This window comes from Providencia sp. TYF-12 (genome assembly GCF_041344805.1).
GTDB classification, from domain to species: domain Bacteria; phylum Pseudomonadota; class Gammaproteobacteria; order Enterobacterales; family Enterobacteriaceae; genus Providencia; species Providencia huashanensis.
The window spans coordinates 1,233,222-1,257,907 of the sequence record NZ_CP166833.1 but is presented as its reverse complement, the minus strand read 5'-3'; the positions used below and the strand labels follow the sequence as shown (position 1 = coordinate 1,257,907).

General features: G+C 48.6%; 30 protein-coding genes. 25 read left to right on the top strand and 5 right to left on the bottom strand.

Going from position 1 to position 24,686, the window contains the following annotated elements:
* Positions 1–4: 4 nt before the first annotated feature.
* The 4 genes from ABE954_RS05525 to ABE954_RS05510 are packed head-to-tail and all read right to left on the bottom strand — an operon-like array spanning position 5 to position 3,321.
* Positions 5–1,771, bottom strand: a complete 1,767-nt coding sequence (locus tag ABE954_RS05525; protein WP_371025787.1) for a transposase family protein — start codon at positions 1,769–1,771, stop codon at positions 5–7.
* 10 nt (positions 1,772–1,781) lie between these two features.
* Positions 1,782–2,744, bottom strand: coding sequence for a hypothetical protein (locus ABE954_RS05520; protein WP_371025786.1), 963 nt, complete (start codon positions 2,742–2,744; stop codon positions 1,782–1,784).
* A gap of 11 nt (positions 2,745–2,755) precedes the next feature.
* Entirely contained in the window at positions 2,756–3,085 is a 330-nt protein-coding gene (locus ABE954_RS05515) for a helix-turn-helix domain-containing protein (protein WP_131680101.1), read from the bottom strand.
* 50 nt (positions 3,086–3,135) lie between these two features.
* The gene (locus ABE954_RS05510; protein ID WP_131680217.1) at positions 3,136–3,321 is read right to left on the bottom strand and encodes a DNA-binding protein; all 186 of its coding nucleotides are present in this window, start codon (positions 3,319–3,321) and stop codon (positions 3,136–3,138) included.
* An 85-nt stretch (positions 3,322–3,406) separates the two neighbouring features.
* Between ABE954_RS05510 and ABE954_RS05505 the strand changes: the two genes are divergently transcribed.
* From ABE954_RS05505 to ABE954_RS05495, 3 genes are all read left to right on the top strand, one after another.
* Positions 3,407–3,790: a helix-turn-helix domain-containing protein gene (locus ABE954_RS05505; protein ID WP_371025785.1), complete on the top strand. Its 384-nt coding sequence runs from the start codon at positions 3,407–3,409 to the stop codon at positions 3,788–3,790.
* Between the two features lie 200 nt (positions 3,791–3,990).
* On the top strand, positions 3,991–4,512 hold the full coding sequence (locus tag ABE954_RS05500; protein WP_371025784.1) for a tetratricopeptide repeat protein: 522 nt from the start codon (positions 3,991–3,993) through the stop codon (positions 4,510–4,512).
* Between the two features lie 62 nt (positions 4,513–4,574).
* On the top strand, positions 4,575–5,126 hold the full coding sequence (locus ABE954_RS05495) for a hypothetical protein (protein WP_371025783.1): 552 nt from the start codon (positions 4,575–4,577) through the stop codon (positions 5,124–5,126).
* Positions 5,127–5,172: 46 nt separating this feature from the next.
* On the opposite strand, the gene ABE954_RS05490 is transcribed toward ABE954_RS05495, so the two are convergent.
* The gene (locus tag ABE954_RS05490) at positions 5,173–5,532 is read right to left on the bottom strand and encodes a hypothetical protein (protein WP_371025782.1); all 360 of its coding nucleotides are present in this window, start codon (positions 5,530–5,532) and stop codon (positions 5,173–5,175) included.
* A 227-nt stretch (positions 5,533–5,759) separates the two neighbouring features.
* On the opposite strand from ABE954_RS05490, the gene ABE954_RS05485 reads away from it, so the two are divergent.
* The 22 genes from ABE954_RS05485 (at position 5,760) to ABE954_RS05380 (ending at position 24,685) form a co-directional block, all read left to right on the top strand.
* Positions 5,760–6,116: a putative holin gene (locus tag ABE954_RS05485; RefSeq protein ID WP_371025781.1), complete on the top strand. Its 357-nt coding sequence runs from the start codon at positions 5,760–5,762 to the stop codon at positions 6,114–6,116.
* Positions 6,117–6,118: 2 nt separating this feature from the next.
* Positions 6,119–6,760 carry a transglycosylase SLT domain-containing protein gene (locus ABE954_RS05480; RefSeq protein WP_371025780.1) on the top strand — a complete coding sequence of 214 codons (642 nt, stop codon included), beginning with the start codon at positions 6,119–6,121 and terminating at the stop codon, positions 6,758–6,760.
* A complete protein-coding gene (locus ABE954_RS05475; protein WP_371025779.1) occupies positions 6,741–7,187 on the top strand; it encodes a hypothetical protein in 447 nt (148 codons plus the stop codon). The genes ABE954_RS05480 and ABE954_RS05475 overlap by 20 nt, the downstream gene beginning before the upstream one ends.
* 104 nt (positions 7,188–7,291) lie before the next feature.
* Positions 7,292–7,600 carry a DUF2730 family protein gene (locus tag ABE954_RS05470; RefSeq protein WP_247605298.1) on the top strand — a complete coding sequence of 103 codons (309 nt, stop codon included), beginning with the start codon at positions 7,292–7,294 and terminating at the stop codon, positions 7,598–7,600.
* A gap of 8 nt (positions 7,601–7,608) precedes the next feature.
* Positions 7,609–7,905 carry a hypothetical protein gene (locus tag ABE954_RS05465; protein WP_070924761.1) on the top strand — a complete coding sequence of 99 codons (297 nt, stop codon included), beginning with the start codon at positions 7,609–7,611 and terminating at the stop codon, positions 7,903–7,905.
* Position 7,906: 1 nt separating this feature from the next.
* Entirely contained in the window at positions 7,907–8,458 is a 552-nt protein-coding gene (locus tag ABE954_RS05460) for a phage protein Gp27 family protein (protein ID WP_371025778.1), read from the top strand.
* Positions 8,459–8,460: 2 nt separating this feature from the next.
* A complete protein-coding gene (locus ABE954_RS05455) occupies positions 8,461–10,149 on the top strand; it encodes a hypothetical protein (RefSeq protein WP_371025777.1) in 1,689 nt (562 codons plus the stop codon).
* Positions 10,146–11,645, top strand: coding sequence for a DUF935 domain-containing protein (locus tag ABE954_RS05450; RefSeq protein WP_371025776.1), 1,500 nt, complete (start codon positions 10,146–10,148; stop codon positions 11,643–11,645). Before ABE954_RS05455 ends, ABE954_RS05450 begins: the two co-directional genes overlap by 4 nt.
* On the top strand, positions 11,638–12,894 hold the full coding sequence (locus ABE954_RS05445; RefSeq protein ID WP_371025775.1) for a PBECR2 nuclease fold domain-containing protein: 1,257 nt from the start codon (positions 11,638–11,640) through the stop codon (positions 12,892–12,894). The genes ABE954_RS05450 and ABE954_RS05445 overlap by 8 nt, the downstream gene beginning before the upstream one ends.
* 2 nt (positions 12,895–12,896) lie before the next feature.
* Entirely contained in the window at positions 12,897–13,379 is a 483-nt protein-coding gene (locus ABE954_RS05440) for a phage virion morphogenesis protein (protein WP_371025774.1), read from the top strand.
* A 248-nt stretch (positions 13,380–13,627) separates the two neighbouring features.
* Complete coding sequence (locus ABE954_RS05435) at positions 13,628–14,752, top strand: hypothetical protein (protein WP_371025773.1); 1,125 nt, start codon at positions 13,628–13,630, stop codon at positions 14,750–14,752.
* Positions 14,749–15,129, top strand: coding sequence for a hypothetical protein (locus tag ABE954_RS05430; RefSeq protein ID WP_371025772.1), 381 nt, complete (start codon positions 14,749–14,751; stop codon positions 15,127–15,129). The genes ABE954_RS05435 and ABE954_RS05430 overlap by 4 nt, the downstream gene beginning before the upstream one ends.
* A gap of 42 nt (positions 15,130–15,171) precedes the next feature.
* Positions 15,172–16,113 carry a phage capsid protein gene (locus tag ABE954_RS05425; RefSeq protein ID WP_371025771.1) on the top strand — a complete coding sequence of 314 codons (942 nt, stop codon included), beginning with the start codon at positions 15,172–15,174 and terminating at the stop codon, positions 16,111–16,113.
* The gene (locus ABE954_RS05420) at positions 16,113–16,637 is read left to right on the top strand and encodes a phage protein Gp36 family protein (RefSeq protein WP_371025770.1); all 525 of its coding nucleotides are present in this window, start codon (positions 16,113–16,115) and stop codon (positions 16,635–16,637) included. The genes ABE954_RS05425 and ABE954_RS05420 overlap by 1 nt, the downstream gene beginning before the upstream one ends.
* A 7-nt stretch (positions 16,638–16,644) precedes the next feature.
* Positions 16,645–17,094 carry a hypothetical protein gene (locus tag ABE954_RS05415; protein ID WP_371025769.1) on the top strand — a complete coding sequence of 150 codons (450 nt, stop codon included), beginning with the start codon at positions 16,645–16,647 and terminating at the stop codon, positions 17,092–17,094.
* 4 nt (positions 17,095–17,098) lie between these two features.
* A complete protein-coding gene (locus ABE954_RS05410) occupies positions 17,099–17,329 on the top strand; it encodes a hypothetical protein (protein ID WP_371025768.1) in 231 nt (76 codons plus the stop codon).
* Positions 17,329–18,093, top strand: coding sequence for a hypothetical protein (locus ABE954_RS05405; protein ID WP_371025767.1), 765 nt, complete (start codon positions 17,329–17,331; stop codon positions 18,091–18,093). Before ABE954_RS05410 ends, ABE954_RS05405 begins: the two co-directional genes overlap by 1 nt.
* Positions 18,090–18,563, top strand: a complete 474-nt coding sequence (locus ABE954_RS05400) for a DUF6631 family protein (RefSeq protein WP_371025766.1) — start codon at positions 18,090–18,092, stop codon at positions 18,561–18,563. The genes ABE954_RS05405 and ABE954_RS05400 overlap by 4 nt, the downstream gene beginning before the upstream one ends.
* A gap of 158 nt (positions 18,564–18,721) precedes the next feature.
* Positions 18,722–22,729, top strand: coding sequence for a tape measure protein (locus ABE954_RS05395; protein ID WP_371025765.1), 4,008 nt, complete (start codon positions 18,722–18,724; stop codon positions 22,727–22,729).
* Positions 22,729–23,883: a hypothetical protein gene (locus ABE954_RS05390; RefSeq protein WP_371025764.1), complete on the top strand. Its 1,155-nt coding sequence runs from the start codon at positions 22,729–22,731 to the stop codon at positions 23,881–23,883. Before ABE954_RS05395 ends, ABE954_RS05390 begins: the two co-directional genes overlap by 1 nt.
* 2 nt (positions 23,884–23,885) lie before the next feature.
* Positions 23,886–24,014, top strand: a complete 129-nt coding sequence (locus ABE954_RS05385) for a hypothetical protein (RefSeq protein WP_371025913.1) — start codon at positions 23,886–23,888, stop codon at positions 24,012–24,014.
* Complete coding sequence (locus tag ABE954_RS05380) at positions 23,981–24,685, top strand: phage BR0599 family protein (protein ID WP_371025892.1); 705 nt, start codon at positions 23,981–23,983, stop codon at positions 24,683–24,685. The genes ABE954_RS05385 and ABE954_RS05380 overlap by 34 nt, the downstream gene beginning before the upstream one ends.
* Position 24,686 lies beyond the last annotated feature (1 nt).

Sequence of the window (24,686 nt, the reverse complement as noted above, 5' to 3'; positions counted from 1 at the left end):
TTCCTTAGCGTAGGTTGACCACGTTGGACGCCGTTTCCGTCGTCAATAATTGGATCAAGTCCTCAATGGCATTTTCCGGTACACCGTCAGGGTATAACCGTGTAATTTGTTGATAATGCTGCGCTGTCCACGTGAAATTCAGAGTAAGTAGTTTTTCGCGTAGCAATTTAGCCGCTTCAACATGTGTTAATGGGCGCTGCTCTATGCGAGGGCTACGCACCTCTGACTCTTGGCCTTGCTTCGGCAAGTAACTGGGTAATGCAGCCTCATCCAAGGATTTGTAAGGGTTAAACTCCCCACCAAACGGTATCGATTTGGCTTTACGGGCGGCGATGGCATCCGTACTGGATGTGGTGCCTGTAACCAATTGTTCGATTTCGGCTTGGGTCTTCTGTGCCTCGGTTGTAATGGGTTTCTTGTAGCTTTGCCCAATGATGGAGGCATCTTCAGCGAACCCAAATTCATTAAATTCAACGCGTTCAGCTAAATGAAAATACTCATGCCCATTTTCATCATGTAACACGATTTGTGCTGCATCCTCACGCCACGGGGTTTGCGTCACTAAAATGCTGTCACCCACCATGATGCCGGGTACATCCGCCACACTGTATTTATGCCCCTTAAATTTGATTTCTAAGGTTGCCTCGACCACACGTGATACAGGTGTCGCAATCGCTAATTCTTTACATATTTCAACACTTGGTGCTTTCACTAACTGTTCAGACGTGATTTTTAGCCAAATATTGGTGCGTGTGTCGCCGTGGCGGCTGTGTTTTTCGGTGGCGTTAAACACGCTGCGCCATTTTTTGGCTAACGCATTCAATTCCTCCAAACTGTTAACAGGCTGGTACACTAAACCCGGCTCAAACTTGCGCTCAATAATGTCACGGGCTTTTTCCACAGAGCCTGTTGCCCGTGCGCTGCCTGGCGCATGGGAAATAGCATTAATTCCCAATGAACGGCACAGATTTTTAGTCGTTGATGCGGTGTTGGCTGACCCCGGATCCATATACAGAATCTTTGGTACACCGTGCAACACATCCGCATTACCGCGTTCTTGCATCGCATTGATTAACACACTGCACAGGTTTTCGCCTGATTCTGCGCCTAAAACATATTCCACATAAATCCAGCCACTAGTGTGATCCGTGATTTCATAGCTCCATACCCGCTCATTGGCGATTTTTGCCAAGTTTTTGGGTTTGTTTTTATAAAATTGGTCGTGGTGCATGACCCGTAACCCGCTGGTTTTAGCCCCATTTTTCAGGTAATACAGCACACACAACGAGGCGTCGATTTGCCAAACATGGTTTGGGTGAAGGCTGGCTAATCGGCTATGCGGTGCAGGTTTGTCCAGTTGGTCTGGATGCACTTTATAAGCCCGTAATGCACGGCTAATGGCGCTTTCAGACAATAATTTGACTTCACCTGTCGTTTCATCAATTGACTCTGCACGTATCATGTTATTGGCGCGCAGCTCGTTCACTGCATCTTTAATGGAATACAGGCGCTTGCCGTTCTTACGTGTTGATTCTTTCAATGCTGCCGATATTAACAAGGCTTCATCGCGGGTTAATGCGCTTTTGCCTGAGTCATTTCGACGTTTACGAGGTTCAGTCATGGCGACTTCCTTGATACGACGTAATAATGTTGCACGTGATAAGTTCAACTCCTCACAGGCAGCCTGGTAAATCGCTTCCTTTTTGCCATGGCCTGCCTTACGTGCAGCTTGTGCAATAGAGACCAGTCGTTCTGTTAAGATTGCGCTCATACGTAAAACCCTACTCAGTAACAGGTTGTTGCCCTAATAGGGTGTTTTCATCCACTTCTAACCATGACGGGCGGTCAGTTCCAGTGGGGGCACTCTCTAGGCTAAATTCTTCACGAAGCTGCAAAACACGACGATCAATTTGACACAGTAAACCCGCCATAAAGTCATCTTGAGGTAAGTTGTGTTCATCTGCATGGCTCGCCAATGCCGCAAAGGCTTCTTTCAATCGCACGGAAACAAAGGTTTCTATTTCATGAGCAATGAGGTTAGTTTCCTTGCGAAGTTCAGCTTCCGTCTGGTCTGGTGTTTCATGGTAAATACGGTGTTTGAGCTTGTTATTCAGTTCTTCATTGGCTTCCTGAAGTTGAGATACTTGCTCTTTTTTCTCGGCCACATTTTGGCGACTAATTTCCAAGTCGGCTTTAAGCGCTTCTTTTTCTTTAACTTGTTTAGCAATGAGCTCTTCAGCTAATTCCATTAAAGATTCTTTATCACCTTCTTTTGCCACTTCAATTAAGGCTTGTTGCTGATCTGCGGGTAATTTGCGGTATTGGCGCATTTCACGATAGCCAATCCCCATGCGTGACATAGATTCAAGAGCTTCTTCACCAAAGGTTTTTAAGTTGGCTATATCTTGATTAGCTTTTTCGTCTGAAATACCTAATAAACTACAGAACTCAACCCAAGTTCCATTTAACTCCAAACCGTTTGGAGTAATTTTTCCTTTAAGTGACTGATAAAGTCTGTTTTCCTTGACGAACGCTAATTTAGAACTCCAAACCGTTTGGGAAAATTTGCCAAACGCCTCTGCCATTTGAGCCTGACCAAGAAGCTGATTAAGTAAGTCTCGGTCTTCTGCATCCTGAGCTTCTTTATCAGCTATTTTACTTGGTGTTGCTGATACTGGGATACGTTGCCCAATAACGTCGGAATCATCTATTAATTCTGAAATATCAACTTGTGTTTTATTCATTTATATATTCCTTAATTATTTTGGCTACCAGCACGAATGCGGTGACGTTTTTCTTCTAACCTTGCTATAAGGCGTTCATCTTCAGCCATACAGGAATGGGCGATTTGAAGCATTTGAATACTGAGGGCAAATTTGTAATGAGAGCCCCCACCATTGTCATGGACTTGGTCAACAAGACCTTCTTCAATAAGTGTAGTGAGCGCACGACTAACATTAACTGGGGTATCATTTATTGCTGTTGCAATTTCTTGGTTAGATAAACCGTAATTAGTATGCCCTTTTAGGACTTTTAGAATTCTCAGCGCTCTGACTGCGGCTGATACACGGGTTTTGTCATTCATTGAATTAACCTCTTTTTCTAAAATGAAATGCTGTTACACTTAAGGTGTGGCTAAATAGTGGTTTGGGGCTTTAATCCAAGTTTGACCGCTATTTCATGAGCTTTACCGTATTTGGCTTTAACTACACCATTAAGAACTCGGTAAACCTCGTTACGGGAATACCCGTTATCTTTTGCCCATTGAGTAATTGTAATTCCTGATAAATTTAAATTTGCTTTAACTTGTTCAGGACTAATGGCCTTCGTCATATTGCCTCCTTAAATAATGCAATGATGTTTGGCTTATGTATGATAGATTATATACACAATCGTGTATAATGCAATGAAGAAAACGCAAATGTGTATATCGGAAAGATTAAAAAAAGCAATTGAGCTGAAAAAAATCAGTTCTATCAAGAAATTTGCTGAGATTGCGGACTTGCCTTATCGAACTGCTCAAAGCTATTTGAATGGGGATAGAGAGCCTAATATTTCAGGGCTCACCAAGATATGTACACATTTGGGTGTAAATTTGAATTGGTTGTTGTTAGGTACGGGAGATGTTTTTGTAACAAATAATATCTTTGATCAAGATTCTGAGCCTTTATTAAAAGATAAAAAAGAACTAATCAATGTTCTAGAGGAGCTAACTCCGGAACAGCGGAGGGCTATTCTTGAGGTTGGGAGAATCTTTGCTCAACCAAAATCCGATAAAAAAACAGGTTAATAACGTCGAAAAGCAATCTATAAATGACGTTCAAAAAAAACCAAAACTCAAACAGAACAAAATAGTAATGTTGTTTATTTGGATCAATTTAGGAAAAGAACGCCTAACAATTTATAATTGTTATATTTAAGTCTGATGATAAAGATACTTGAGATCTATTTCTCTTTGCGTTACTCAACCACTTATGGGATTTAAGTTATATGGATAGTCAAATTAAAAAGGTAATTACTCTATTTGTCGGTTTAACCCTTTCAGCAATGAGTATTGCGACGGAAGTAGAACCTGATGAATCTGTCATGATTGGAGGGCGAGTATATTCTATAACTACATGGAAGAAAGCTGCAAAAGAAGGAATGCCATTCCCACAGTACATGTTAGGCACGCTGTATTTAACTGGTGAAGGCGTCCCCAAAGACGTTGATTTAGGGATTGAATACCTAAAAAAAGCCGCAAAACAAAAGGAGCTAGCAGCTCAAGAGGCTCTTGCTGGGTTATATATGTTCGGTAGTTCCGACATAACAAAAGATCCAGTTGAAGCTAGGAAGTGGTATGAAATGGCAGCTAAGCAAGGTAGTGCAAAAGCTTATTATAGTTTAGGTCTTATTTATAACGGCGGATTAGGCGTAGAGAAAAATAAATCTAAAGCTAAATCATGGTTTGGTCAGGCTTGTAACAATGGAATTGATGCAGGTTGTGATGAATATAAAAAAATAAGTCAGTAACTGTACTAGCTAACGTATTAAAACCTTACTTATAGCCATTATTTTATTTAAAAGGATTAGCCATGACACCAAGCAGTATCATTTCCACAATCAAATCATCTATAGATATCATTGATTCTCTTATCAATGTGAAGAATAAACTGAGTTCATCTAAAACCAACGATGATGAAGTTAATTCGCACCTGATTGACCTTCGCAGCAAGTTAAATGAAGCACTTAAAGAACACTACGAATTGATAATCGAGCACAATAATCTTCGAGCGGAGTACAATGAATTAAAAAGAAATTTTGAGGCTAATCAGTCATGGGATGATAATGAAATGAGTAATCACGAATTAGTTACTCTTCCCGCCGGAGGTGTTGTTTACCAACTGAAAGATCTAAATGGTACACAAGAAACAAAAACATACTTATGCCCACAATGTTTTATTCAAAAAACTAAGTCCATCTTGCAGCCAACAACGATTGCTAATCATGCTTATATGCTCCGCTGCCATCAGTGTTCTAGTGAGTATCGCGGTGAAAAATATGAAGATGCCAATTTTGGCTCTATAGGCAGAAATTCTTTATATGATGAGCTAGATAATTATACGGGGCCAAAGCTAAAGTGGTAAAGGTAGTAAGTGCGCCATATTAGTGAGTAGTTATGGCGCATACATTTTATGGTATTGGTTGATTTGTGGGGTTGCGCTCGATTTCATTGATTTTGATGGCTTTAAATAGTGCGCCTATTGCAAAAATTAACGCCAATACAAACCATCCAGAATAAGCCGCAAATATCACAAAAGCGGCATCAGTTACAATGTCATAGCCTCGAAAGAACCTAGGACGGTGATGGGAATGCTTACGGATAGTGGCGGTATCAAGAAAAACAAATCCCAATAAATTAAAGCTCCCAAACAACCACCCTGCAAAGTAGCCAATATTAATTAGCCCCTCCATGTTATAAACCGTACCGCAATAAAGTGAAGCAATAACAATGATGTCAATAAAGACACCCAAAATACGTTGAGTGAACATGGTTTTTCCTGTGTTTTCAATCTGGATTAAGGTAGCTAAGCAACACGTGGGTGAAAGCCTATTGACATCCCGTATCACCTGAAACATGCTATGGCTCTCGCCGTCGTTACCCTGCATACCCTGAAACAAAACCACGCCAATATCACTTGAGCGTCGTCCAATGCGTTAAAATCTTCCCTTTTTTATAGTCATACACCTTAACTCTCACAATGAAAAAAGGTGTTGCTATGTCTCTGTCTCGTTTTTTTACCCGTTATCGTCTGCTAGGTTGGTGGTTTGCGGCCATCGCATTACTGGTTGTCATTGCCATTCTCTCACCTCAACAAGTCGGTGTTGTCCTGTATAAGCTCTCACTCGTGTGTTTGGCAGTGGTGCTCGGTTACACCTTGGACAGAGGGCTCTTTCCGTATGCGAGCCCAGGTTCGTACCTGTGCCATGACTGGAAACAATCCAAGCCCTATGAGGGCGAGGACAAACCCGAATACCCCGTGGTGCAAGGTTATCAACGTATCTTTGCCGCGGTCATTATCCGGCGTGCCTTGATTGTGCTGGCTGTTGTGCTTGGGATGACGTTGGGGTTATAGCCATGAAAACAATCCGAAAAGCCTTATTAGGGTTTGCGGTCATGGCATTGATGTCCTGTGCGGTGCCTGTGAGCACCGCCATTCCCCAAGAAGCCCACCAACATCAACGCGAGCTGACGCGCAATGCCCGTGCCATTTGGGGGATGGATGCGCCTATCAGTACCTTTGCAGGGCAAATCCACCAAGAATCAGGCTGGAAAGTCAATGCGCGCTCACCCGTCGGGGCGCAAGGCTTAGCGCAATTCATGCCGGATACGAGCCGATGGATAGCCCAAATGTACCCGCAATCATTAGGTGACCAAGCCCCTTATAACCCCAGTTGGGCATTGCGTGCCTTAGTCACGTATGACCATTGGCTCTATCAACGCATTCAAGCCAATACCGAGTGTGATCGCTGGGCCTTTGTCCTGTCTGCCTATAACGGGGGATTGGGTTGGGTGCAACGTGACCGCAAGAAAGCCGCGCAGATGGGATTAGACAGTGGCCGTTATTGGTCAAGTGTTGATGGTGTCAATGCGGGGCGTGGTGCCGCGTATTTTCGTGAAAATCGTGGCTATCCACAGCGCATCATTACCCGATGGCAGCCACAATACCAAGAGGCTGGCTGGGGTTTGGGGGTATGCCATGACCGCTTTACTCCGTGAATCCCTCAAATACGTTCTGGTGATTGCCTTGTTTATTTCTGCATTGGTTGCCGTGGATCACCTGGCTTATCAACGTGGCACTGCCGATGCCTTACTGGCGGTGGCCGAGCAGAAAAATGACGACAAAGACCGTGAATATGCGGCCTTTCAAGCCGAGCTAAAAAAACAGTTTGCTCAAACGCAGCAATGGAATGAGCGGCTTTCCAACCTGTTGGCTGAACGTGCAAAAGACAATGCTGATACCACGAAGGAGCTTAAAGATGCGCTCAAAAAAACACAGGGGTCTCGTCGTTCTTGTGTGCTTGATGATGACGTCATGCAGCAACTTGGACGCGCCCAAGCCCGCGCCGCCAACACTGCCCGTGACGGTTTTACCCGGCCAGCTCACCAACCCATGCAGCGAACCGAAGCAAGCGGAGAACGGTGAAATGGATGAAATCACCGCCACGCTCAAAATTCTTTATGACCAATACGGTGACTGTGCGGGCAAAGTCATTGAATTGATCCGCTGCGCGCAAGGGGGAAGCTGTGATGGGCTTCAATGAACTGATGTTTGATTTACCCACCACGCAAAATATTTTGATGTTGGTGATAGGCGTCTACGCCTGGATGGTCAAGCGGCAATCCGCTAGTCAGCAAGAATTGACCGCGATGCAAATTCGCTTGGCTGAAATGGAAGTGAAAATCTCCCAAATGCCGACGCAGGCCCAAGTGAACCGCCTCATTGACACCATCAGTCGCAATGATGCTGTTTTGCAGTCTCTCTCTGAACGTTTAGGCGGCATGTCGCGGCAGTTAGATAACCTCAATCAATATTTATTGCATCAAAAAAAGGAGTGAGCCCCATTATGTCTTATGCGGATTTTTTACGGGAAGATGCCCGTTTAGTGACATTGCGGTTGTTATCTGAAATGCCCGCGTACACCTCAAACAGCTCCATTTTGTATGATGCGCTCTCACGTTTTGGGCACAACCCAAGCCGTGACCTCGTCAAAACCGAGTTACGTTGGTTAGAAGAGCAAGGCTTAGTGCAATTGGATGACATTGGCCCTGTGCTTGTAGTGAAACTCACCGCCCGTGGTGCGGATGTGGCTTCTGGGCGTGTTGTGACACCGGGTGTCAAACGTCCAAGTGCGGGAGGTTAATATGGGGCGCAAATCCTCCATTCATAAGTTGCCTGTCGAGGTGCGTTCACACCTTGAGAAGCGATTGCGTGAAGACCAAATGACCTTGGATGAGCTGATTGCGGACTTGCAAGCCCACTTTCCCAAGGAAGACACGTTACCGAGCCGCAGCGCGTTAGGCCGTTATAAAAATTCCTTCAGTGAAGTGGTTGAGCGGATGAGAGCCCAAGACCAAATGGCCCGATTATTGGTCAGTGAATTGGGTGAAAACCCCGATGAACGCGCGGGTGCCTTGATGGTGCAAGCCGTGACCACATTAACCGCCCATGCGGCTTTAGAAGCCCAAGAAACCGAAAAAGCGGACATTGATACCGTGCGTCACTTGGCGCGTGCGGCTAAAGATGTGCTGCAAGCCCGTAAAGCCTCGTTAGATGAGCGACGTGAAATTGAACGTGAAGCCCGTGAGCGCCTCTTGCAAGAGCAGCAAGCCAATTTATCCGAAGTGGCGAGTGTGCAAGGTCTCAGCGAAGAGCAAGTGCAGTTCTGGCGTGAAAAAGTCCTTGGAGTGAAATAGTCATGAAAACGTTAGCGTCAACCGTGCGTGAGGTGGATTGGGATGAGTTACCCGCCCGTGCGCGTGATATCCCCATGAGCCTCAATCCCTTTGAAGACGGGATATTGATGGCGCACCAAAAAGCGTGTTTAGCCATCAATAAATCCATCATTGCCGTCCCTAAAGGGCGACGCACGGGGATCACCTTTGCGTGGGGGCTTAACTCCACGTTGATTGCCGGGGCACAAAAATCCGCAGGCGGCGATAACGTGTTTTACATTGGGGATACCAAGGAAAAAGGCTTGGAGTTTATTGGTTATGTGGGGAAATTTGCCCGTGTAATTGCCCAGCAACAAGCTCAGAATGTCTCTAAAATTGAAGAGTTTTTGTTTGATGATCAGGATGAGGAAGGCAATACCCGCAAAATTACCGCGTATCGTGTACGCTTTGCCAGTGGCTTCCAAGTCACTGCCTTGTCCTCACGTCCTGCCAATATTCGTGGGTTACAAGGCGTCGTCATTATCGATGAGGCCGCTTTCCACCCCGATGTCCAAGGCGTATTGGATGCCGCCACCGCACTGTTGATCTGGGGCGGTCGTATTGTGGTGATTAGCTCGCACAATGGCAAAAATAATCCGTTCTACCAGTTCTGTGCCGATATTGAGGCGGGTCGCTATGGCGAGGATGCGGAGGTACTCACCGTGACCTTCGATGATGCCGTTGAAAATGGGTTGTACGAGCGTCGCTGTGCCATGAAAGGCGAAACGCCAACGCTGGAAGGGAAAAAAGCCTGGTACAACGGTATCCGTAATGCGTATGGCCCGCGTAAAGCGGCGATGCGTGAAGAGCTGGATGCCATCCCCCGTGATGGTAATGGTGTGTGTATTCCGGGGGTGTGGATTGAGCGTGCAATGCCAGAAGAGCGCCCGGTCATCCGATTGGCGTTGGATGATGATTTTATCAATCTTAGTGAATATGAACGCGAATTTTGGGGTAAAGAGTGGCTGGTGCGAGAGTTGGCTCCTGTCATCAAAGAATGCTGCCACCCTGAGCGCCGTCATGTCTTCGGCATGGACTTTGCTCGCCACCGCCACTTTTCGGCCATTGTGCCTCTGGGCATTGACAATGTCTTACGGCGCAGCGCCCCGTTTACCTTAGAAATGCACAACGTGCCGTCAGCGTTACAACAACAAATTTTATTTTACTTAATTGAAAACCTACCTCGTCAGTCTGGCGGGGCAATGGACGCAACAGGCCCAGGTATGGTGTTAGCGGAATATACCGCTGACCGCTTTGGTCGCCCACGCATTGCGGAAATCATGTTGAACCGTAAATGGTATGGGCTTTGGATGCCAAAGTTTATCGGCGCATTTGAAGACGGTGTGATTGAGTTACCTCGTGATGAAAATATTGCTCAAGACTTGCGTGCGGTGGAAGAAGTGGATGGTATTCCGATGATTGCCAATATTGAACGTAAAGACCTCAAGGATGCGGATTTGCTGCGCCATGGTGATACGGCAATAGCCGGTTGTTTAGCTTGGTATGCTTCGCTCAACCTGGCGGCAGAAATTGAATTTTTCAGTAATGGTTCCCGTGATGTGTTTCGTCAACTGTCGCAGTTCGGCGGTAATACCACGCAAAATGAGTCCACCTACAGCAAGGCTGGCTGGGGAACGGTCAGAGGCACGAATAACTTTAAGGGGTTTGTATGAGCCGTAAAACCAAAAAACAACGTCGTCAATCACGCGCTCCCGCCGTGCCTGCCAGTCAACCGGAACTCGGTCGTGAGTTTGCCAGCACAGGCGATGGCCGTGATATTACGCGCCCTTGGTTGGGCGCATTGGCGCTACCCGATGACAGTGTCTTAAATAACGTTGCAGCGGGTAATTTAGATTTGTATCGCGAAGTGCTCAATGATGACGAAGTGAAATCCGCCTTCACCCAGCGTCAAGATGCGGTGATTGAGCGCGAATGGATAGTGGAGCCCGGCGGTGAAGACCCTTTAGATATTGCGGCCGCTGATGCTATGCGCGACCAAATCAATGCATTGGGCTTTGACCGCGTTACCCGTCTAATGCATTTTGGCGTGTTCTACGGGTATGCCGTGGCAGAGCTGATTTATACCGTCAAAGATAATCTGGTGTGGATTGATAAGGTCAAAGTGCGTGACCGTCGCCGCTTTCGTTACTCCCCGCAAGGCGAATTGCGTTTAATTACTCCCAATAACCGTTCACAGGGTGAGCCTTGCTTAGCCCCGTATTTTTGGCATTTTGCCACAGGTGCCGATCATGATGATGAGCCGTATGGATTAGGGTTAGCGCACTGGTTGTATTGGCCAACGTTGTTTAAACGCAATGGTCTCAAGTTTTGGCTGATTTTCTTGGATAAACACGGAATGCCCACCGCCGTGGGTAAGTTTCATCAAGGAGCGACTGAAGAGCAGAAAAATAACCTGTTAGAGCTGACGCACCGCATTCAAACTGACAGTGGGATCATTATGCCGGAAGGCATGGCGATAGAGCTGTTGGAAGCGAGCCGCAGTGGGACGCCCGATTATCAAGCACTTTACCGTGCGATGAACGAAGCCATTCGCCGCGTGGTCGTGGGGCAAATCACCAGTTCGGGGGGCGCATCCAGCTCCATCGGCGGCAATGAATCCTTGCAAGCGGACGTGTTAGAATCCATTGTCAAAGCCGATGCGGATATCATTTGTGAATCATGGAATTTGGGGCCCGCTAAATGGCTGACCGAGCTTAATTTCCCAGGTGCTAAAATACCGCGTGTTGCCCGTGTCTTTGAAGAGGCGGAAGATTTAGCTAAACGCGCGACCCGTGACAAGCTCATCTCTGAAACAACGGGTTATCGACCGACGTTAGCCTGTGTGGAGGCCACCTATGGCGGTGAATGGGAGCCAGTACCTTCGCCTGGTGCGGCATCACCACCACCCGTGACCGACTTTGCGGCACAAGCGATCCAAACTGACCCCGTGCAACAATTACTATTGGATTCTGAAACGGCATTACAAACCCCGTTAAAAAATTGGTTAACCGAGATTGAGCGCCAGCTCAATGAAGCGAAAAGCTTGGAAGATATCGGTGATACGTTAAATCAATTGATGGCGAATTTGCCATTGGATGCGCAAGCGAGCGCGTTATCTAACGTGTTTGCGTTAGCCCGTGATGCGGGATTGGCGGTGCCAAATGACTGAGTCCATCACGACAGCCCGCGTGCCGTTTCAAGAGCAAAACACGTTTTTCGAAAATAAGACCAATCGCCCCACAGGCCATTGGACAGATGTCTATGGCGCTGAACATGACCGTGAATTCGCCGTTGCAGGTGCCATGCGAGAAGACTTACTGGCCGACTTGCGCACTGCCGTCGATAACATCATTGCCCAAGGTGGCACCTTGGCGGATTTTCGGCGTGACTTCCAAGCGATTGTGGCACGCTATGGGTGGGAGTATAACGGCGGTTTTGGTTGGCGAACGCGCGTGATTTATGAAACCAACGTGCGCAGCAGCTACATGGCGGGTCGTTTTCAGCAATTGTGGTCAATGCGTGAGACGCGACCTTATTGGGAATACCGTCACAGCCACGCCGTGGAAACGCCGCGTGAAGAGCATTTAAAGTGGCATGGGATGATATTGCGTTGGGATGATCCGTGGTGGATAACCAACTTCCCACCCAATGGCTGGGGGTGTCAATGTGGCGTGGTGGCGCGTCGTGCGTCAGATTTGGCTCGATTAGGTAAACCTGGCCCTGACGTTGCACCCGATTTGCAGTGGCAAACGCAATTGATTGGGCAGCGTCGTCCCGATGGCCCCATTGCGGTTTCCGTGCCGGAAGGGGTTGACCCGGGTTTTGAGCATACACCTGGCCGCAGTTTGTTAGCGCCGTTTATTCCTGCACCGCGCACCAGTGAGTCAATCTGGCAAGCGCTGGATGCACAGCGGGTTATCCCTGTTATGCTGCCCATCCCCCGAAAAGTGTTACCTCAACAGGTTTTGCCTGCTAAAACTTTACCCACTGAAGCGACGACACAATTTTTGCAGCAGTTTGGCGCAGTAGCAGAGCCCGTTGTCTTTAAAGATGCGATTGGTGCACCTGTGACGATTGGGGCGTCAATGTTTGATGTGGCGGCGACAGGCTCAACGGTCTGGGCGCAAGAAAAACTGACACCGTATGCACTCTTACTGGCGCAAACGCTGCAATCACCGGATGAAATCTGGACGCGCATTGTATCGACATCGGGTGTCAGTAAAGCCCAATCTCAGCGTTATTATGTGGCACGTTACCAGTTACCAGACAGTGTTGAGCCACTTTGGGTGGTGGTCGAATGGTCGCGTTCGGGTTGGTCAGTATTAATGGTGCTGTCAGAAAGTGAACGTGATGAGAGCCTGCTAAACAGTATTCGTCAAGGCTATTTAGCCTATGCACGACCGGAGAATGAGGGGTAACGATGGCCAGTATCACAATTAATTTTCAGGCGCAAAGTGCATTAACGATGCTTCGTGTCTTGAAAGCGGCGGCGTATGATGTCACACCGATGCTGGAAGATATGGGGGAAGAGTTGCTCATTCTCCATCAAGACCGATTCCGTGCGCAGCAAGCTCCCGATGGCACACCGTGGGCGGCATTGCGCCCGTGGTATCGAGACAGTAAAAGCCGCAATGCTGATAAGATTTTAACGCTCACCGGGCAACTTCAAGATACACTACGTTGGCAAATTCAAGGCGATATCTTGTATTTTGGTACAGACAGGCCCTATGGTGCTATTCACCAATTTGGTGGTACGATAGTGCCGAAGAACGCGAAAGCCTTAAATGTGGGCGGTCGCCCCGTCAAGAAAGTGGTGATGCCCGCGCGGCCTTGGTTGGGGTTATCCCGTGATGAAAGCAATCGCCTGTTAGACATTGCGCGTGAGCACCTTCAGGGGCGTTAATGAAATAACTGCCTCTAACGCATTTTAAGCAGTTTTTTGTTTTCCACGACTCGTTATTCAGTTCTTGCCGCCTTAATGGCACCAAGGGTTATTATAATAGGTTTTAATAACCCTTTACTTCAGTCTCTTTTCCACTTCCTGTTTTCCACCTCGACTCAAGGCTATTTTTGACTTGAGCGCAGTCCAATGACCTCTTGCGCTCCCTTTTTTACACTGGCCATCATTCTGGTTATTTTGAGATTGTCAGCATGCCAAATACCTCCACTGCTACTTTACCTGTTTTTCGCCCTGGCACTCACACTGCTATGGACGGCCGACAAGTGACCTTCACCCTAGAAGATTGCTTGGATTTAGCCGCAAGTTATGACCCAACACTGATGGAAACCCCGTTTGTCATTGGTCACCCCAAATTAACGGCCCCTTCATATGGTTGGGCAAACCGTTTTGAAGTGCGTGATGGGTTGGTGTATGCCGAACCCAAACAAGTGGTGCCGGAGTTTGCCGAAGCCTTTAACAAAGGCATGTACAAAAAACGCAGTTTATCTATTTACCTCCCCGATTCACCAGGCAACCCAAAACCGGGGCACTTCTACCCACGCCACATTGGTTTTTTAGGTGCAACCCCGCCTGCGGTAAAAGGTTTGCCCGATGTGAGCTTTTCCGAAGGTAGCGGTGATTCGGCTCCTGTCGAATTTGCATTGCCATGGGAAGTTGCGTCTTTGGTGGATTCACTCCGTGCACTGCGCGATTACCTCATTGAAAAAGAGAGCCTTGAAAAGGCGAACCAAGTTTTACCCCAGTGGCGTATTGATGATTTAGCCGCTGCGATTGCCAATAGCCGCATGGATGATGATGCGGTGAAACCACTTTCCTACTCTGAAGAGGGCAAGATGAAAAACACAGAACCAACACCACCGACTGATTTCGCTGAGCGTGAAGCAAAAATTCAGGCGCGTGAAAATGACTTAAAAGCCCGTGAGCAAAAAATCAAAGACGATGAGGCACAGCGTCATCGCCAAGAGATCACCGACTTTGCCGATGGTTTAGTGAAAGACGGCAAATTACTCCCCGCACAGAAAAATCGCGTGGTTGAGATTTTTATGAACCTACCAAACGGGGCCGTTTCGTTTGCCGATGGCAGTGCCACTGTCAATGAAACACCGGAAGCACTATTGCGTGATGTGCTTCAGTCCCGTCCAGCCTTTTTGGATTTCAGTGAAAAGTCGGCAATAGATGGTGATGAAGCATTGGACTTTGCTGATAGTCAAGCGGTCGCTAATGCTGCCCGAGATTATATGGTGGAGCAAGCGGACAAAGGTCGCATTATTTCTGCCACTGAAGCCGTTAATCACGTGAAAGGAGCGAAAAAATGAATTTACCCGGCATCGTAACGACTTACCTCTCTACTCAAGCGATTGGGCAATACAGTTTAGTGGTGTTTAACAAAGATGACTCACGCCATATTGACCCGGCTGTGGATGGCAAAGCTTTCATTCTTGGGGTTACCACTCTGCTTGAAAGCGATGAAAAAATGCCGACTGATGTTATCCGTTCGGGTTTTGCTGATGTGATGTATGGCGCAGATGTGAAAGCGGGCGACCCGTTAACTGCAAATGCGGAGGGTTGGGCTGTGCCTGCTGCCGCGGGCGACTTTATTGTCGGATATGCCGAAGAATCGGGTGCAGAAGGCGATATTGGTTCCGTGTGGATTGCTGTGGGGCAGTTAGCCGCAGGTGCGACACAACCGTAACTCGGTTGTTTTATTCTCTATTACGTTAAACAGGTTTTTATTATGACAAGACAAATTGCACCATTTCCGGTTGATGCAGAGCTGACTGCTATCACCATCGCCTATCGCAATGCTCGTTTGATTGCTGATGACGTGTTACCACGCGTACCCGTGGGTACGCAGTCTTTTAAATACACCAAATACACGCTATCAGAAGGCTTTACGGTTCCCAATACTTTAGTGGGTCGTACTAGCCAGCCGACGCGTGTGGAATTTACGGGGAAAGAAGAAACCGAATCGACGCAAGACCACGCGTTAGATGCGCCAGTTCCCCAAGCGGATATCGATAATGCGGCAAATCAACCGCACATTAATCCATTGGGGCGTGCCACTGAGCAAACCACCAATTTGATTTTACTCGACCGTGAAGTCCGTACGGCCAACTTGGTGTTTGACAAAAACAGCTATAACGCGAAGAACCGAGAGACTGTTGCGGCGGGTGATTCGTGGAGTAAACCTGATAGCGATCCGGCTGTGAGTATCATGGATGCCCTTGATACCGTGATTATGCGCCCATCCATCGGCGTATTGGGTCGCCGCGTTGCCACGATATTGCGCCGTCACCCGAAAATTGTGAAAGCATTTAACGGTACGCTCGGTGATTCGGGCATGGTTCCCCTCACTTTCCTTGCTGAGCTGCTAGAGCTCGAACAAATCTATGTGGGGGAAGCGTGGGTCAATATCGCTAAACGAGGCCAAAATCCGAACATGCAACGCGCGTGGGGAAATCATGCGGCTTTCCTCTACCGTGACCGTTTAGCAGATTCCCAAAGTGGCACCACCTTTGGTTTCACGGCGCAGTGGAACGGTCGAACCTCGGGCACCATCACCGACCCGAATATCGGTATGCGCGGTGGTCAAATCGTCCGTGTCGGTGAATCCGTTAAAGAAGTGATTGCGGCTAAAGATTTGGGCTTCTTCTTTGAAAATGCGGTGACTGAATAATGGGCGCGGTGACTTACATTACGGCTGCCCAGCTCTGTGACACACCTGGAGCAGTCGAGTTAAGTCAAAACCTGGCACAGGATAATCACTATCCTGTGTCCCCTCTGCTACTGACGGCCAGAGCGAACAGTGAACCCGTTGATGATTGGACACCGGATGAAGTGGCTCAAGCCGATGACGCCTTATCACGTTTGCAAGGGGTCATTGAGGATACGCAATCCATGATTGACGGCTTTTTACGCCAACGCGGGTTGAAATTGCCGTTATCGCGCATTCCTCGTCAGTTGACCGCGTGGGCGCGGGCGATTGCCCGCTATCACACCTTTCGCTATCGCGAGGGCACTGAGCAAACCGACCCGGTTGTTCGTGATTACAAAGCCGCGATGGGCTTTTTACAGAAGGTTGCCGATGGCCGCTACTCATTAGGGCTTGATGACCCGTTACCGCCTGCGGGTGGGAAACCTCGCCATAAAGGGCCAGCAAGAACCTTTGATACCCATACATTACGCCATTTTGGTAAGTGAGGCACTTTTGAACTGGCAACCGTTTGATGTTGGTCTGATCCAAACAAAATTGAGTGAATTAACGGGGCAAACTGCCCCGATAAAACACCTTGGCACAATGGCGGAATACAGCAAAATCACCGATTTGCTCAATACCCCAACGCCAGCGGCTTATGCGTTGCTCTCTCATGAGCGTGCTACCGATGCTACCGCAATCCGTCATGGCATGGTGTCCACATTTGGAGTGGTGATGATTGTGCGGGATGTATCCAGTCAGCAGACGGATATCAACTCAGCAAAAAAAGTCCTTGAACCGCTGATTGGCGAAGTACGGGGCAAGTTGATTGGTTGGACGCCATCGCGTACCGCCAAACCCATTGAATTGGTCGGCGGTCAAGTGGTCGATTTTGTCAATGGTGTACTGGTGTGGATGGACAGCTATCAAGTTTTCCATGTGATTGGGCAACCGAAGAGGTAACACCATGCAAACGCTTATTTTACTTCAGCCACATACCCATGCAGGAAAATTCTACGCCAAAGGCGAATCACTGCATGTGGATGCGGCAACGCAGGCTTGGTTAGAGGCGCAAGGTATCGCAAAACTGCCCTCGACACCCAAATCCAACGTGAACAAAAAAACGATTGAGGAGAGCGCAATTGTGCTTTCCCCCATATCGACAGTTTCTCATACCGATGAGAAAGGAGAACACTAATGCAACAACCTGAAACGTATTACTACGGTCAAGGCCGAATCTTTTTAGCGGAGCGCGATGAATTTGGTCGTGCGTTAGCGCAGCGCTTTATTGGTGATGTGAGTGAATTCAGTGTGTCACTCGAAACAGAGAAAATCGAACACAAAGAATCTTACACAGGCCACAAAGGGATCACCCGTCGCATTTCCTTGGGGAACTCCGGTGAAATCGACATGACCTGGCATGATTTGTCCGGTGAAAACTTGGCGTTATTGCTGTATGGCAAAACCATTGAAACTGCCGCGGGCTCCGTCACTGGGGAAAAATTCCCCACCAATATTAAAGCGGGTGAGCGTTACACCTTGGCTCACCCCAGTGTTTCTGATGTCGTACTGACGGCCTCTGGCTCTCCACTGGTACTCGATGAAGACTATCTGCTCGATGAAGTTTTTGGGGCAGTCACGTTTACCAAAGACCAAACCGCTGCTCCTGAAGCGGCTTATAAGTACAGTGCAAATACCGCTACCTCGCTGTTTACCCAAAAACCGAAAGAGCGTTTCTTGCGTTATGAGGGTGTCAACTTAGCGGAAGAAGACGCGTCCGTGATTTTAGAGCTGTACAAAGTGAAGTTCGACCCCGTTTCTAACTTAGGGCTTATCAATAACGACACCAGTTTAGCTGGCTTACAAACCAAAGCGGGCTTACTGATGGATACGTCCCGTAAGTCAGATGATGCGATGGGTCGCTTTGGCAGCTTAACGTATGTCAATGGACGTTTAGCATGAGTGAGTCATTAGCCATTTTACTCCCCGAGCGCACGTTGACGTTGGCAGGCAAAGAGGTGGTGGTGCATGAGTACACGTTAGCCGAGCAGCTCAAGTACCGCGCGCCGCTTAAAGCCATTAGTGATGGCTTTAAGGCGCTTATGCTCAACTCGCCAGATGCGGAAGTGACACTGGATGAACTGTACGACTTGATGGGCACACTCGCCAATGAAGTGATTCAGGTTGCCGCGGTGTCGTGCAGTGAGTCTGTCGAATGGGTCAGTGCGTTAACAGGTGAAGACAGCGATGCCTTACTGATGGTGTGGTGGGGTGTCAATGCGGCTTTTTTTACCCGGAGTGCGCTGCGCGAGAAAATGGTCGAAATGGCAAGAGCCAAGCAAGCCCTGTTGATTGGGCAAGCGTCTTCGCCTGTCTTATCGACCACGGACACGACTACCGCGCACTCCCCCATTACACAGCCAGACAATTAACCCTGTTTTATGAAGAAGTCCAGAAACAGCAATTAATTGAGCGACAAAACCGCACCCAAGACATTGGGGTCGGTTTTTCTGGGGGTAAAAGCCTGAGCGCATACCTTAATCGTTTTAAACAACTTTTAATGCCCCGTTAACGGGGCTTGGATACCCACATGGCCGACAACAAAAATCTTGAACTTAGCTTAAAAATTCAAGCGGATTTGAAATCGGCTCACACCGAGTTGAAGCAACTTGAAGATGCATTAAAGTCAGTCAGTGACCAACAAGCCTCTCGGGTTGCACAGGAAATTGCCGATTCCCAAGCCTTAACGGCGGCGCAAACGAACAATTTCAACCGCTACCATAAAACTGTCAAAACCAAAGAAGAACTGGAAGCGGAAGCCGCTGCGGCCACCGCCAAACACGAAAAAGAGAATGCCAAACTGGCGGCCAGTCTCGATACACTGTTGGAAAGCATTGACCCGACCCTTAAAGGGTTGAGTAAATTGGATGACATGGAAGCCCAACTGGGGAAATCGTTCAATGCGGGCTTACTGGATGAGCAGACGTACAGTGATAACCTCAAAAAAATCTTGGCGCAGCGTGAAGCATTAAGCAAGATTTCAGAAGGTGCAACAGGCTTTAAAGCCGTTGAGCAAAGTGCAAAACAGGCGGGAAAATCCATTGATGACACCACGAACAAAAGCCAGGCGCTTTCGGAGCAATTTACACGCTTAAAAAATACCGCGCTCGCGTTAACGGGATTATCGTTTGGTGCCAGCTTTATCCGGGGTTTGGGGCAAACTGCCGATGAATACAGTAATCTGTCTGCTCGCATTAAACTGGTATCGGCCTCCAATGAGCAAGCCAAACTCACGTTCCAATCGGTTATTCGCTTATCGAATGAAACCAGCCAAAGTATTGCCTCCACAACGGAGCTTTATACCCGTTTAGCCCGTGCCATGAAAGATTCCGCGAGCCAAACCGAGTTGATGCAGGTCACCAGTACCATTAATAAAGCCGCTATAGTGTCTGGGGCAACCACTCAAGAAGCCTCTGGGGCCATTATTCAGCTTAGTCAAGCGTTAGCCTCGGGCGTTCTGCGCGGCCAAGAGTTTAACTCGGTGGCAGAACAGATGCCGCGCATTATGACCATGCTCCAAAAGTCGTTGGGGAAAACCCAAGGTGAACTGCGTAAAATGGCCGAGCAAGGCCAGTTGACCACGGATGTGGTGTTTAAGGCCTTAAAAGACGGTGCGGCAGATATCGATGCGGAATTTGCCCAAATGCCCCTTACGATTGCGCGCGCGACAGCGCAAATGTCTAACGCCTGGGTCGATTTTGTGGGCGGCACCAATGATGCCCTCGGTGTGACCAAACTGTTTGCGACGATTATTTCTGAGTTGTCCGGTAATTTATCTGCTTTGGCCACTGCCGTCGTTGCGATTTCAGTGGCTGTCGCGGGTCGTAAGGTCGCGGCGTTCTTATCGGCGACCCAAGCCGCTCGCGCTGAGCGCCTTGAAACCTTATTGCTTGCTGAAGCGGAACATGTCCAGGCTAAAGCGGCAGTCGCCTCTGCGCAAGCGGAACTGGCGAGAGCCAGCGCCAGTGGCAAAATTAACTTAGCGCAACGTATCCAAGCCGAACAAGCCTTAACGGCGGCCTTAACCCAACAAGCCGCCGCAGAGAAAAGCCTACAAGCCGCGCAAACAGGCGCGATTGGCGCACAGCGTAACTTGCTTGGTCGTATGGGCGGTGGCTTACTCGGTTTGATGGGCGGCCCAATGGGGCTCGCCATCACAGGTGTCACCCTCGCGGTGGGCGGGTTAACCAGTGCCTATGCAGCGGCGCGAGAGCGCGAAGCCCAACTTGAGCAACAGCACAAACAAACTATTCAAACACTGGATGACCAAACCCAGAAAACCTATGCGCTGATTGATGCCCAAGGGCAACTCCGCCAAGGTGTCACGCTAGGTGACGCCTATTCACAGCAACAGAGTAATGCCGCCACCATTGAAAGCGACGCTAAAAAACTGGCGGAGCTGCAAAAGAAAGCCGATAGCTTGAGAGCGCAAATTGATGGAATGTCACGTAACCCTGCGGAAAGTGGCTTTGGTATCTATCTGTCCAGTAAAAAGCTGGAAGAGACCGAAAAGCAGATCAACGAGCTGAGTAAAAACCTCGATAGGTTAAATGAGGCTCAGTCAAAAGTCAGTACTGGACTCAATGATCAGTTAGCGCGTTCATTGGAGTTTGTTGGAAAAAGTGGAAAAAGCCTAGCAACAGAAGTTGAAGGTAATTTCAAAGGCGTGACGGATAGCACAGGCTTACTGGGTGAGGCATTTACTGACATTATTAATGCTGCAAGTCTTGATATTTCAAAGTTAAAAGAATCTATAAATAAAGGAAATGAATTTGCCCAATTGGAAGGTGAAATTGGCAAAACCAAAGATAAACTGGAAAAAGATCTCGCCAACGCTGCCTATACCGCTTCAGAGAGATTGCAGCTTTTTATTGATAAAGTGATAACTGCCGCAGTAATGGCTGGACGTACTCCTGCTGAAATCGACAAACTCAAAGCCAGCCTTGATGAATTGGCTCAATTGCAAACACAAATCGACAAAGCGAACGAAGATAAAAAGAATCGGGAGTCAGCGAAACGTCAGGCTGAATCCGCCGCCAAAGCGACTGAAAGCTACGTCAAAGGCTTGGAAAAGCAAGCGGCATTGCTGGGTAAAAACCAGCAAGAAGTCCGTGCTTACGAGCTAGCCGAAAAAGGCTTGACTGGGGCTTATAAGATGCGGGCGGAAGCCGCACTTGCGCTTATTGCTGCCGAAGAAAAGAAAGTGCAATCCGATGCTAACGCGGCGAAAAATGCCCAGCTTCAGGCGCAATACCTTCAGGCCACAGGCCAAGAACTGGATGCGACATTGCTGATGCTTCGAACCAGTACCGATGCCATGCGTAAAGAGTTCACTCAGTCCGGCAATCAGGAAGGATTAGCCTGGTTAGATAAACTGTTACCTGCCCAAGAAGCCAAAGCGCGAGCCGATGAGCTGAAGGCGCAGTTTGACCGTATTCAGCAGCTACGCAACCAGCAAGAAAGCCGTATTCAAACTCAAATGGATGCTGGCTTGATTTCGGAGCTGGAAGGTCGCCGCCAACTGGTTGAACTGCATAAACAGACGGGCGCACAAATTGAAGCCTATCTGCCGCTATTGCGTGAAATGACTCAATTACCCGGTGAAACGGGCCAACAAATGCAAGCGATGTTGGTTGAGCTGGAAAATGAGTTACTGGTGCTGCAATCGACGACCGATGAACTGGTGGGTGCATTTAAAGAAGGTTTCCAAGACGGTATTGAAAGCACTCTCAATGGCTTAGCCAACGGCACATTGGCGCTGAGTGATGCCGTATTGAACCTCGGTCAAAGTATTGTTAACAGCATGGCACAAGTGGCCTCCCGTAATCTGGCCAGTATGGCGATGGATGGGATGAGCAACTTATTCAGCACGGGTGCGGATACGGCCGCCAAAACTGCGTCGGATACCGCAGGTGCGAGCATGTACGCCACCTCCATTACTACCTCATCCACCGCGGGCGCTGCCATGTTTGGCACTGCGTTTACCGCAGGCACGACCGCACTGGCCACAGCGTTAACGGCATCGTTTGCCGCAGGGGCGACTTCGCTAGCCACCGCCATTATGACAGCCAGCTCCGCAGGGGGGGCATCCAATGCCTTCAGTGCGGGATTAAAAGGCTTAGGAATGGGCTTTGCGGAAGGTGGCCATGTGATTGGCCCGGGGACAAAAACCTCCGACAGTATTATGACTCGCCTTTCCAATGGTGAGTTTGTGATGCGCGCAGCCGCTGTTGACCAGTTTGGTGTGGGCTTCTTTGATGCGCTGAATAATGGCTTGTTGCCAGGCTTCTCGGAGGGTGGCTTGGTTTCTGCACCCAATTTTACCCAATATTCTGCACCTTCTTTACCATCTTCCGTTGCTGAGTCTCAAGGTAGTGCGGGTGCATCGGCATCCCCTGTCAACCTGCAACAAAAACTCATTATTGACCCCAATGAAGTGCTCAGTGCGGCCATGAATACCCCTGCGGGTGAGCGCACGTTGATGACCTTTATCACTTCAAATAAAGACACGTTACGCCAAGCTTTGGGGGTAGATTAATGAACCCATTATGGATGTATTCACCTGATTGGTCAGAGCGTGTAACCGAAACGCTCTCTTGGAAAACTGACGTGCATATTTCGCCTACGGGTGCTGAGCAGCGCGTGGCAAGACGTATAACGCCCCGTCGTCAGTTTGAGTTTTCCGTATTGGTCGGTGATGGTGAGCGTCAGCAGCTTGAAAATCAACTCGCCATGCATGGTGCTGGCGTTTGGTCACTGCCGTTATTTACGGAAAGTACGTTACTGCAAACCGATTTAGCGATAGGACAAACGACCTTTGCGTATGAGAACGCCGCTGTACTGTTAGAGGGTATCAGCCATCTTTACCTTGTCCAACATGGGCAAGTGGCACTATTGCCGATTATTGCGTTATCTACGGATACCGTTACTGTTTCCCCGTTAAACCAAGCCTGGTACGCGGGCGCGGTGATATACCCCGTTGCGTTGGCCATGTTGACAGACATGCCGCCTGTGACGCGCTTTACAGATTCACTCTCACGTTTGCAATGCCGTTTCCGATTACAGCAAGCCAACCCGTTTTCGGCATCGATGCCATCGGTAAGCTATCGCGGTTTTCCCGTGTGGGATTTTCCTGCCGATTGGCAAGAAGACCGCAAAGCCGAGTACCAACGCCAATTGTTAGAGCTGGATAACGGCTACGGCTTACCATTTCGGACAGATACGGCCAAGCGTGCGTTTTACCTTCAGCATCATCAATGGCTCTTATCTGGCATTGAAAGCCAAGTGTTATTACGTCAGCGCTTGATGTGGTTGCGAGGTCGTCAACGTGCTGCATGGGTCTCCCATCAAACCGATGATTTAACTGCTATTGCGGTGAACGGGTATCAACTCTCGGTCATCAATACGGGGTTATCGCTTATTCAATATCAACAAGGTCGCCGTGATTTGGCGGTGCAGCTCGTTGACGGCACTTTCATGTATGGCCGCATTATCAACGTACAGCAAGTCGGTGAATTTGAGCGGCTTCAGTTAGATATCGCGCCGCCTGCCATTGAGCACATTCAGTGCATCAGCTTTATGACGCTATGCCGCCAAAATACGGATGACATAACGATTACGTATCACAGCGGCCGTGATGGCGTGACTGAGGTTTCAACGGTTTTTAGAGGGGTTCGTGATGAGCTGGAATAAATTTGAATATTCAACCGCCAATGGCTTACCTGTCTCCTTGTATGCCTTTATGCGCAATGACGCGAAAGGGTTTTACTACACCAATGCCGACCAAGCGATTGAGCTGGATGGCAAAACGTGGTTGCCATTAGCTATCAGTGATAACGGCATTCGCACGGGTGAAGGTGGTAGCCTCGAAGTGACAGTGCCGTCCGTATCGGAAGTGGCGCAATTGTTTCGTGGCGTACCGCCATCCAGTCCCCTGAAGGTGCTTATTCACCGTTGGCACGTCGAGGATGACACGGGCGAGTTTCGTACTGTATGGCTCGGCACGATTAAGGAAGTTAAACGCCAAAGTGCAGACCAAACCAAACTTATCACCGCCAGTGTTGGCAGTACCTTTACCCGTAGCGGTTTACGTCTGACCTATGGTCGTGCCTGTCCGTATGCGCTGTATGACCATCATTGCCGTGTTAATCCACTCACCGTGATGGTGCCTTCCGTGCCGATTGTGTCGCTTGATGGTGCCACTATCACCGTTGCGTTCCCTGGCACCTTTACCGATGGGTATTTCAGTGGCGGGTACATCGAATGGGACGATGACGGTTACACCGAACGCCGTGGCTTACGGGTTCATAGCGGCAATCAATTGTCACTCTTTGGGGGCACTGACCGCCTTGCCGTGGGTATGAGAGTGAATTTATTCCCAGGCTGCGACCGTACCATTAAAACGTGCAATGACAAATTCAATAACACCCTGAACTATGGCGGCCAACCGCACATGCCAGGGAAATCCCCTTACGAAATTATGAAGTTATTTTAAG

What these genes read in the sequence shown, in the direction of transcription:
- ABE954_RS05525 (WP_371025787.1), bottom strand. Translation starts at nt 1,771, where the DNA reads ATGAGCGCAATCTTAACAGAACGACTGGTCTCTATTGCACAAGCTGCA.
- ABE954_RS05520 (WP_371025786.1), bottom strand. Translation starts at nt 2,744, where the DNA reads ATGAATAAAACACAAGTTGATATTTCAGAATTAATAGATGATTCCGAC.
- ABE954_RS05515 (WP_131680101.1), bottom strand. Translation starts at nt 3,085, where the DNA reads ATGAATGACAAAACCCGTGTATCAGCCGCAGTCAGAGCGCTGAGAATT.
- ABE954_RS05505 (WP_371025785.1), top strand. Translation starts at nt 3,407, where the DNA reads ATGAAGAAAACGCAAATGTGTATATCGGAAAGATTAAAAAAAGCAATT.
- ABE954_RS05500 (WP_371025784.1), top strand. Translation starts at nt 3,991, where the DNA reads ATGGATAGTCAAATTAAAAAGGTAATTACTCTATTTGTCGGTTTAACC.
- ABE954_RS05495 (WP_371025783.1), top strand. Translation starts at nt 4,575, where the DNA reads ATGACACCAAGCAGTATCATTTCCACAATCAAATCATCTATAGATATC.
- ABE954_RS05490 (WP_371025782.1), bottom strand. Translation starts at nt 5,532, where the DNA reads ATGTTCACTCAACGTATTTTGGGTGTCTTTATTGACATCATTGTTATT.
- ABE954_RS05485 (WP_371025781.1), top strand. Translation starts at nt 5,760, where the DNA reads ATGTCTCTGTCTCGTTTTTTTACCCGTTATCGTCTGCTAGGTTGGTGG.
- ABE954_RS05480 (WP_371025780.1), top strand. Translation starts at nt 6,119, where the DNA reads ATGAAAACAATCCGAAAAGCCTTATTAGGGTTTGCGGTCATGGCATTG.
- ABE954_RS05475 (WP_371025779.1), top strand. Translation starts at nt 6,741, where the DNA reads ATGACCGCTTTACTCCGTGAATCCCTCAAATACGTTCTGGTGATTGCC.
- ABE954_RS05470 (WP_247605298.1), top strand. Translation starts at nt 7,292, where the DNA reads ATGGGCTTCAATGAACTGATGTTTGATTTACCCACCACGCAAAATATT.
- ABE954_RS05465 (WP_070924761.1), top strand. Translation starts at nt 7,609, where the DNA reads ATGTCTTATGCGGATTTTTTACGGGAAGATGCCCGTTTAGTGACATTG.
- ABE954_RS05460 (WP_371025778.1), top strand. Translation starts at nt 7,907, where the DNA reads ATGGGGCGCAAATCCTCCATTCATAAGTTGCCTGTCGAGGTGCGTTCA.
- ABE954_RS05455 (WP_371025777.1), top strand. Translation starts at nt 8,461, where the DNA reads ATGAAAACGTTAGCGTCAACCGTGCGTGAGGTGGATTGGGATGAGTTA.
- ABE954_RS05450 (WP_371025776.1), top strand. Translation starts at nt 10,146, where the DNA reads ATGAGCCGTAAAACCAAAAAACAACGTCGTCAATCACGCGCTCCCGCC.
- ABE954_RS05445 (WP_371025775.1), top strand. Translation starts at nt 11,638, where the DNA reads ATGACTGAGTCCATCACGACAGCCCGCGTGCCGTTTCAAGAGCAAAAC.
- ABE954_RS05440 (WP_371025774.1), top strand. Translation starts at nt 12,897, where the DNA reads ATGGCCAGTATCACAATTAATTTTCAGGCGCAAAGTGCATTAACGATG.
- ABE954_RS05435 (WP_371025773.1), top strand. Translation starts at nt 13,628, where the DNA reads ATGCCAAATACCTCCACTGCTACTTTACCTGTTTTTCGCCCTGGCACT.
- ABE954_RS05430 (WP_371025772.1), top strand. Translation starts at nt 14,749, where the DNA reads ATGAATTTACCCGGCATCGTAACGACTTACCTCTCTACTCAAGCGATT.
- ABE954_RS05425 (WP_371025771.1), top strand. Translation starts at nt 15,172, where the DNA reads ATGACAAGACAAATTGCACCATTTCCGGTTGATGCAGAGCTGACTGCT.
- ABE954_RS05420 (WP_371025770.1), top strand. Translation starts at nt 16,113, where the DNA reads ATGGGCGCGGTGACTTACATTACGGCTGCCCAGCTCTGTGACACACCT.
- ABE954_RS05410 (WP_371025768.1), top strand. Translation starts at nt 17,099, where the DNA reads ATGCAAACGCTTATTTTACTTCAGCCACATACCCATGCAGGAAAATTC.
- ABE954_RS05405 (WP_371025767.1), top strand. Translation starts at nt 17,329, where the DNA reads ATGCAACAACCTGAAACGTATTACTACGGTCAAGGCCGAATCTTTTTA.
- ABE954_RS05400 (WP_371025766.1), top strand. Translation starts at nt 18,090, where the DNA reads ATGAGTGAGTCATTAGCCATTTTACTCCCCGAGCGCACGTTGACGTTG.
- ABE954_RS05395 (WP_371025765.1), top strand. Translation starts at nt 18,722, where the DNA reads ATGGCCGACAACAAAAATCTTGAACTTAGCTTAAAAATTCAAGCGGAT.
- ABE954_RS05390 (WP_371025764.1), top strand. Translation starts at nt 22,729, where the DNA reads ATGAACCCATTATGGATGTATTCACCTGATTGGTCAGAGCGTGTAACC.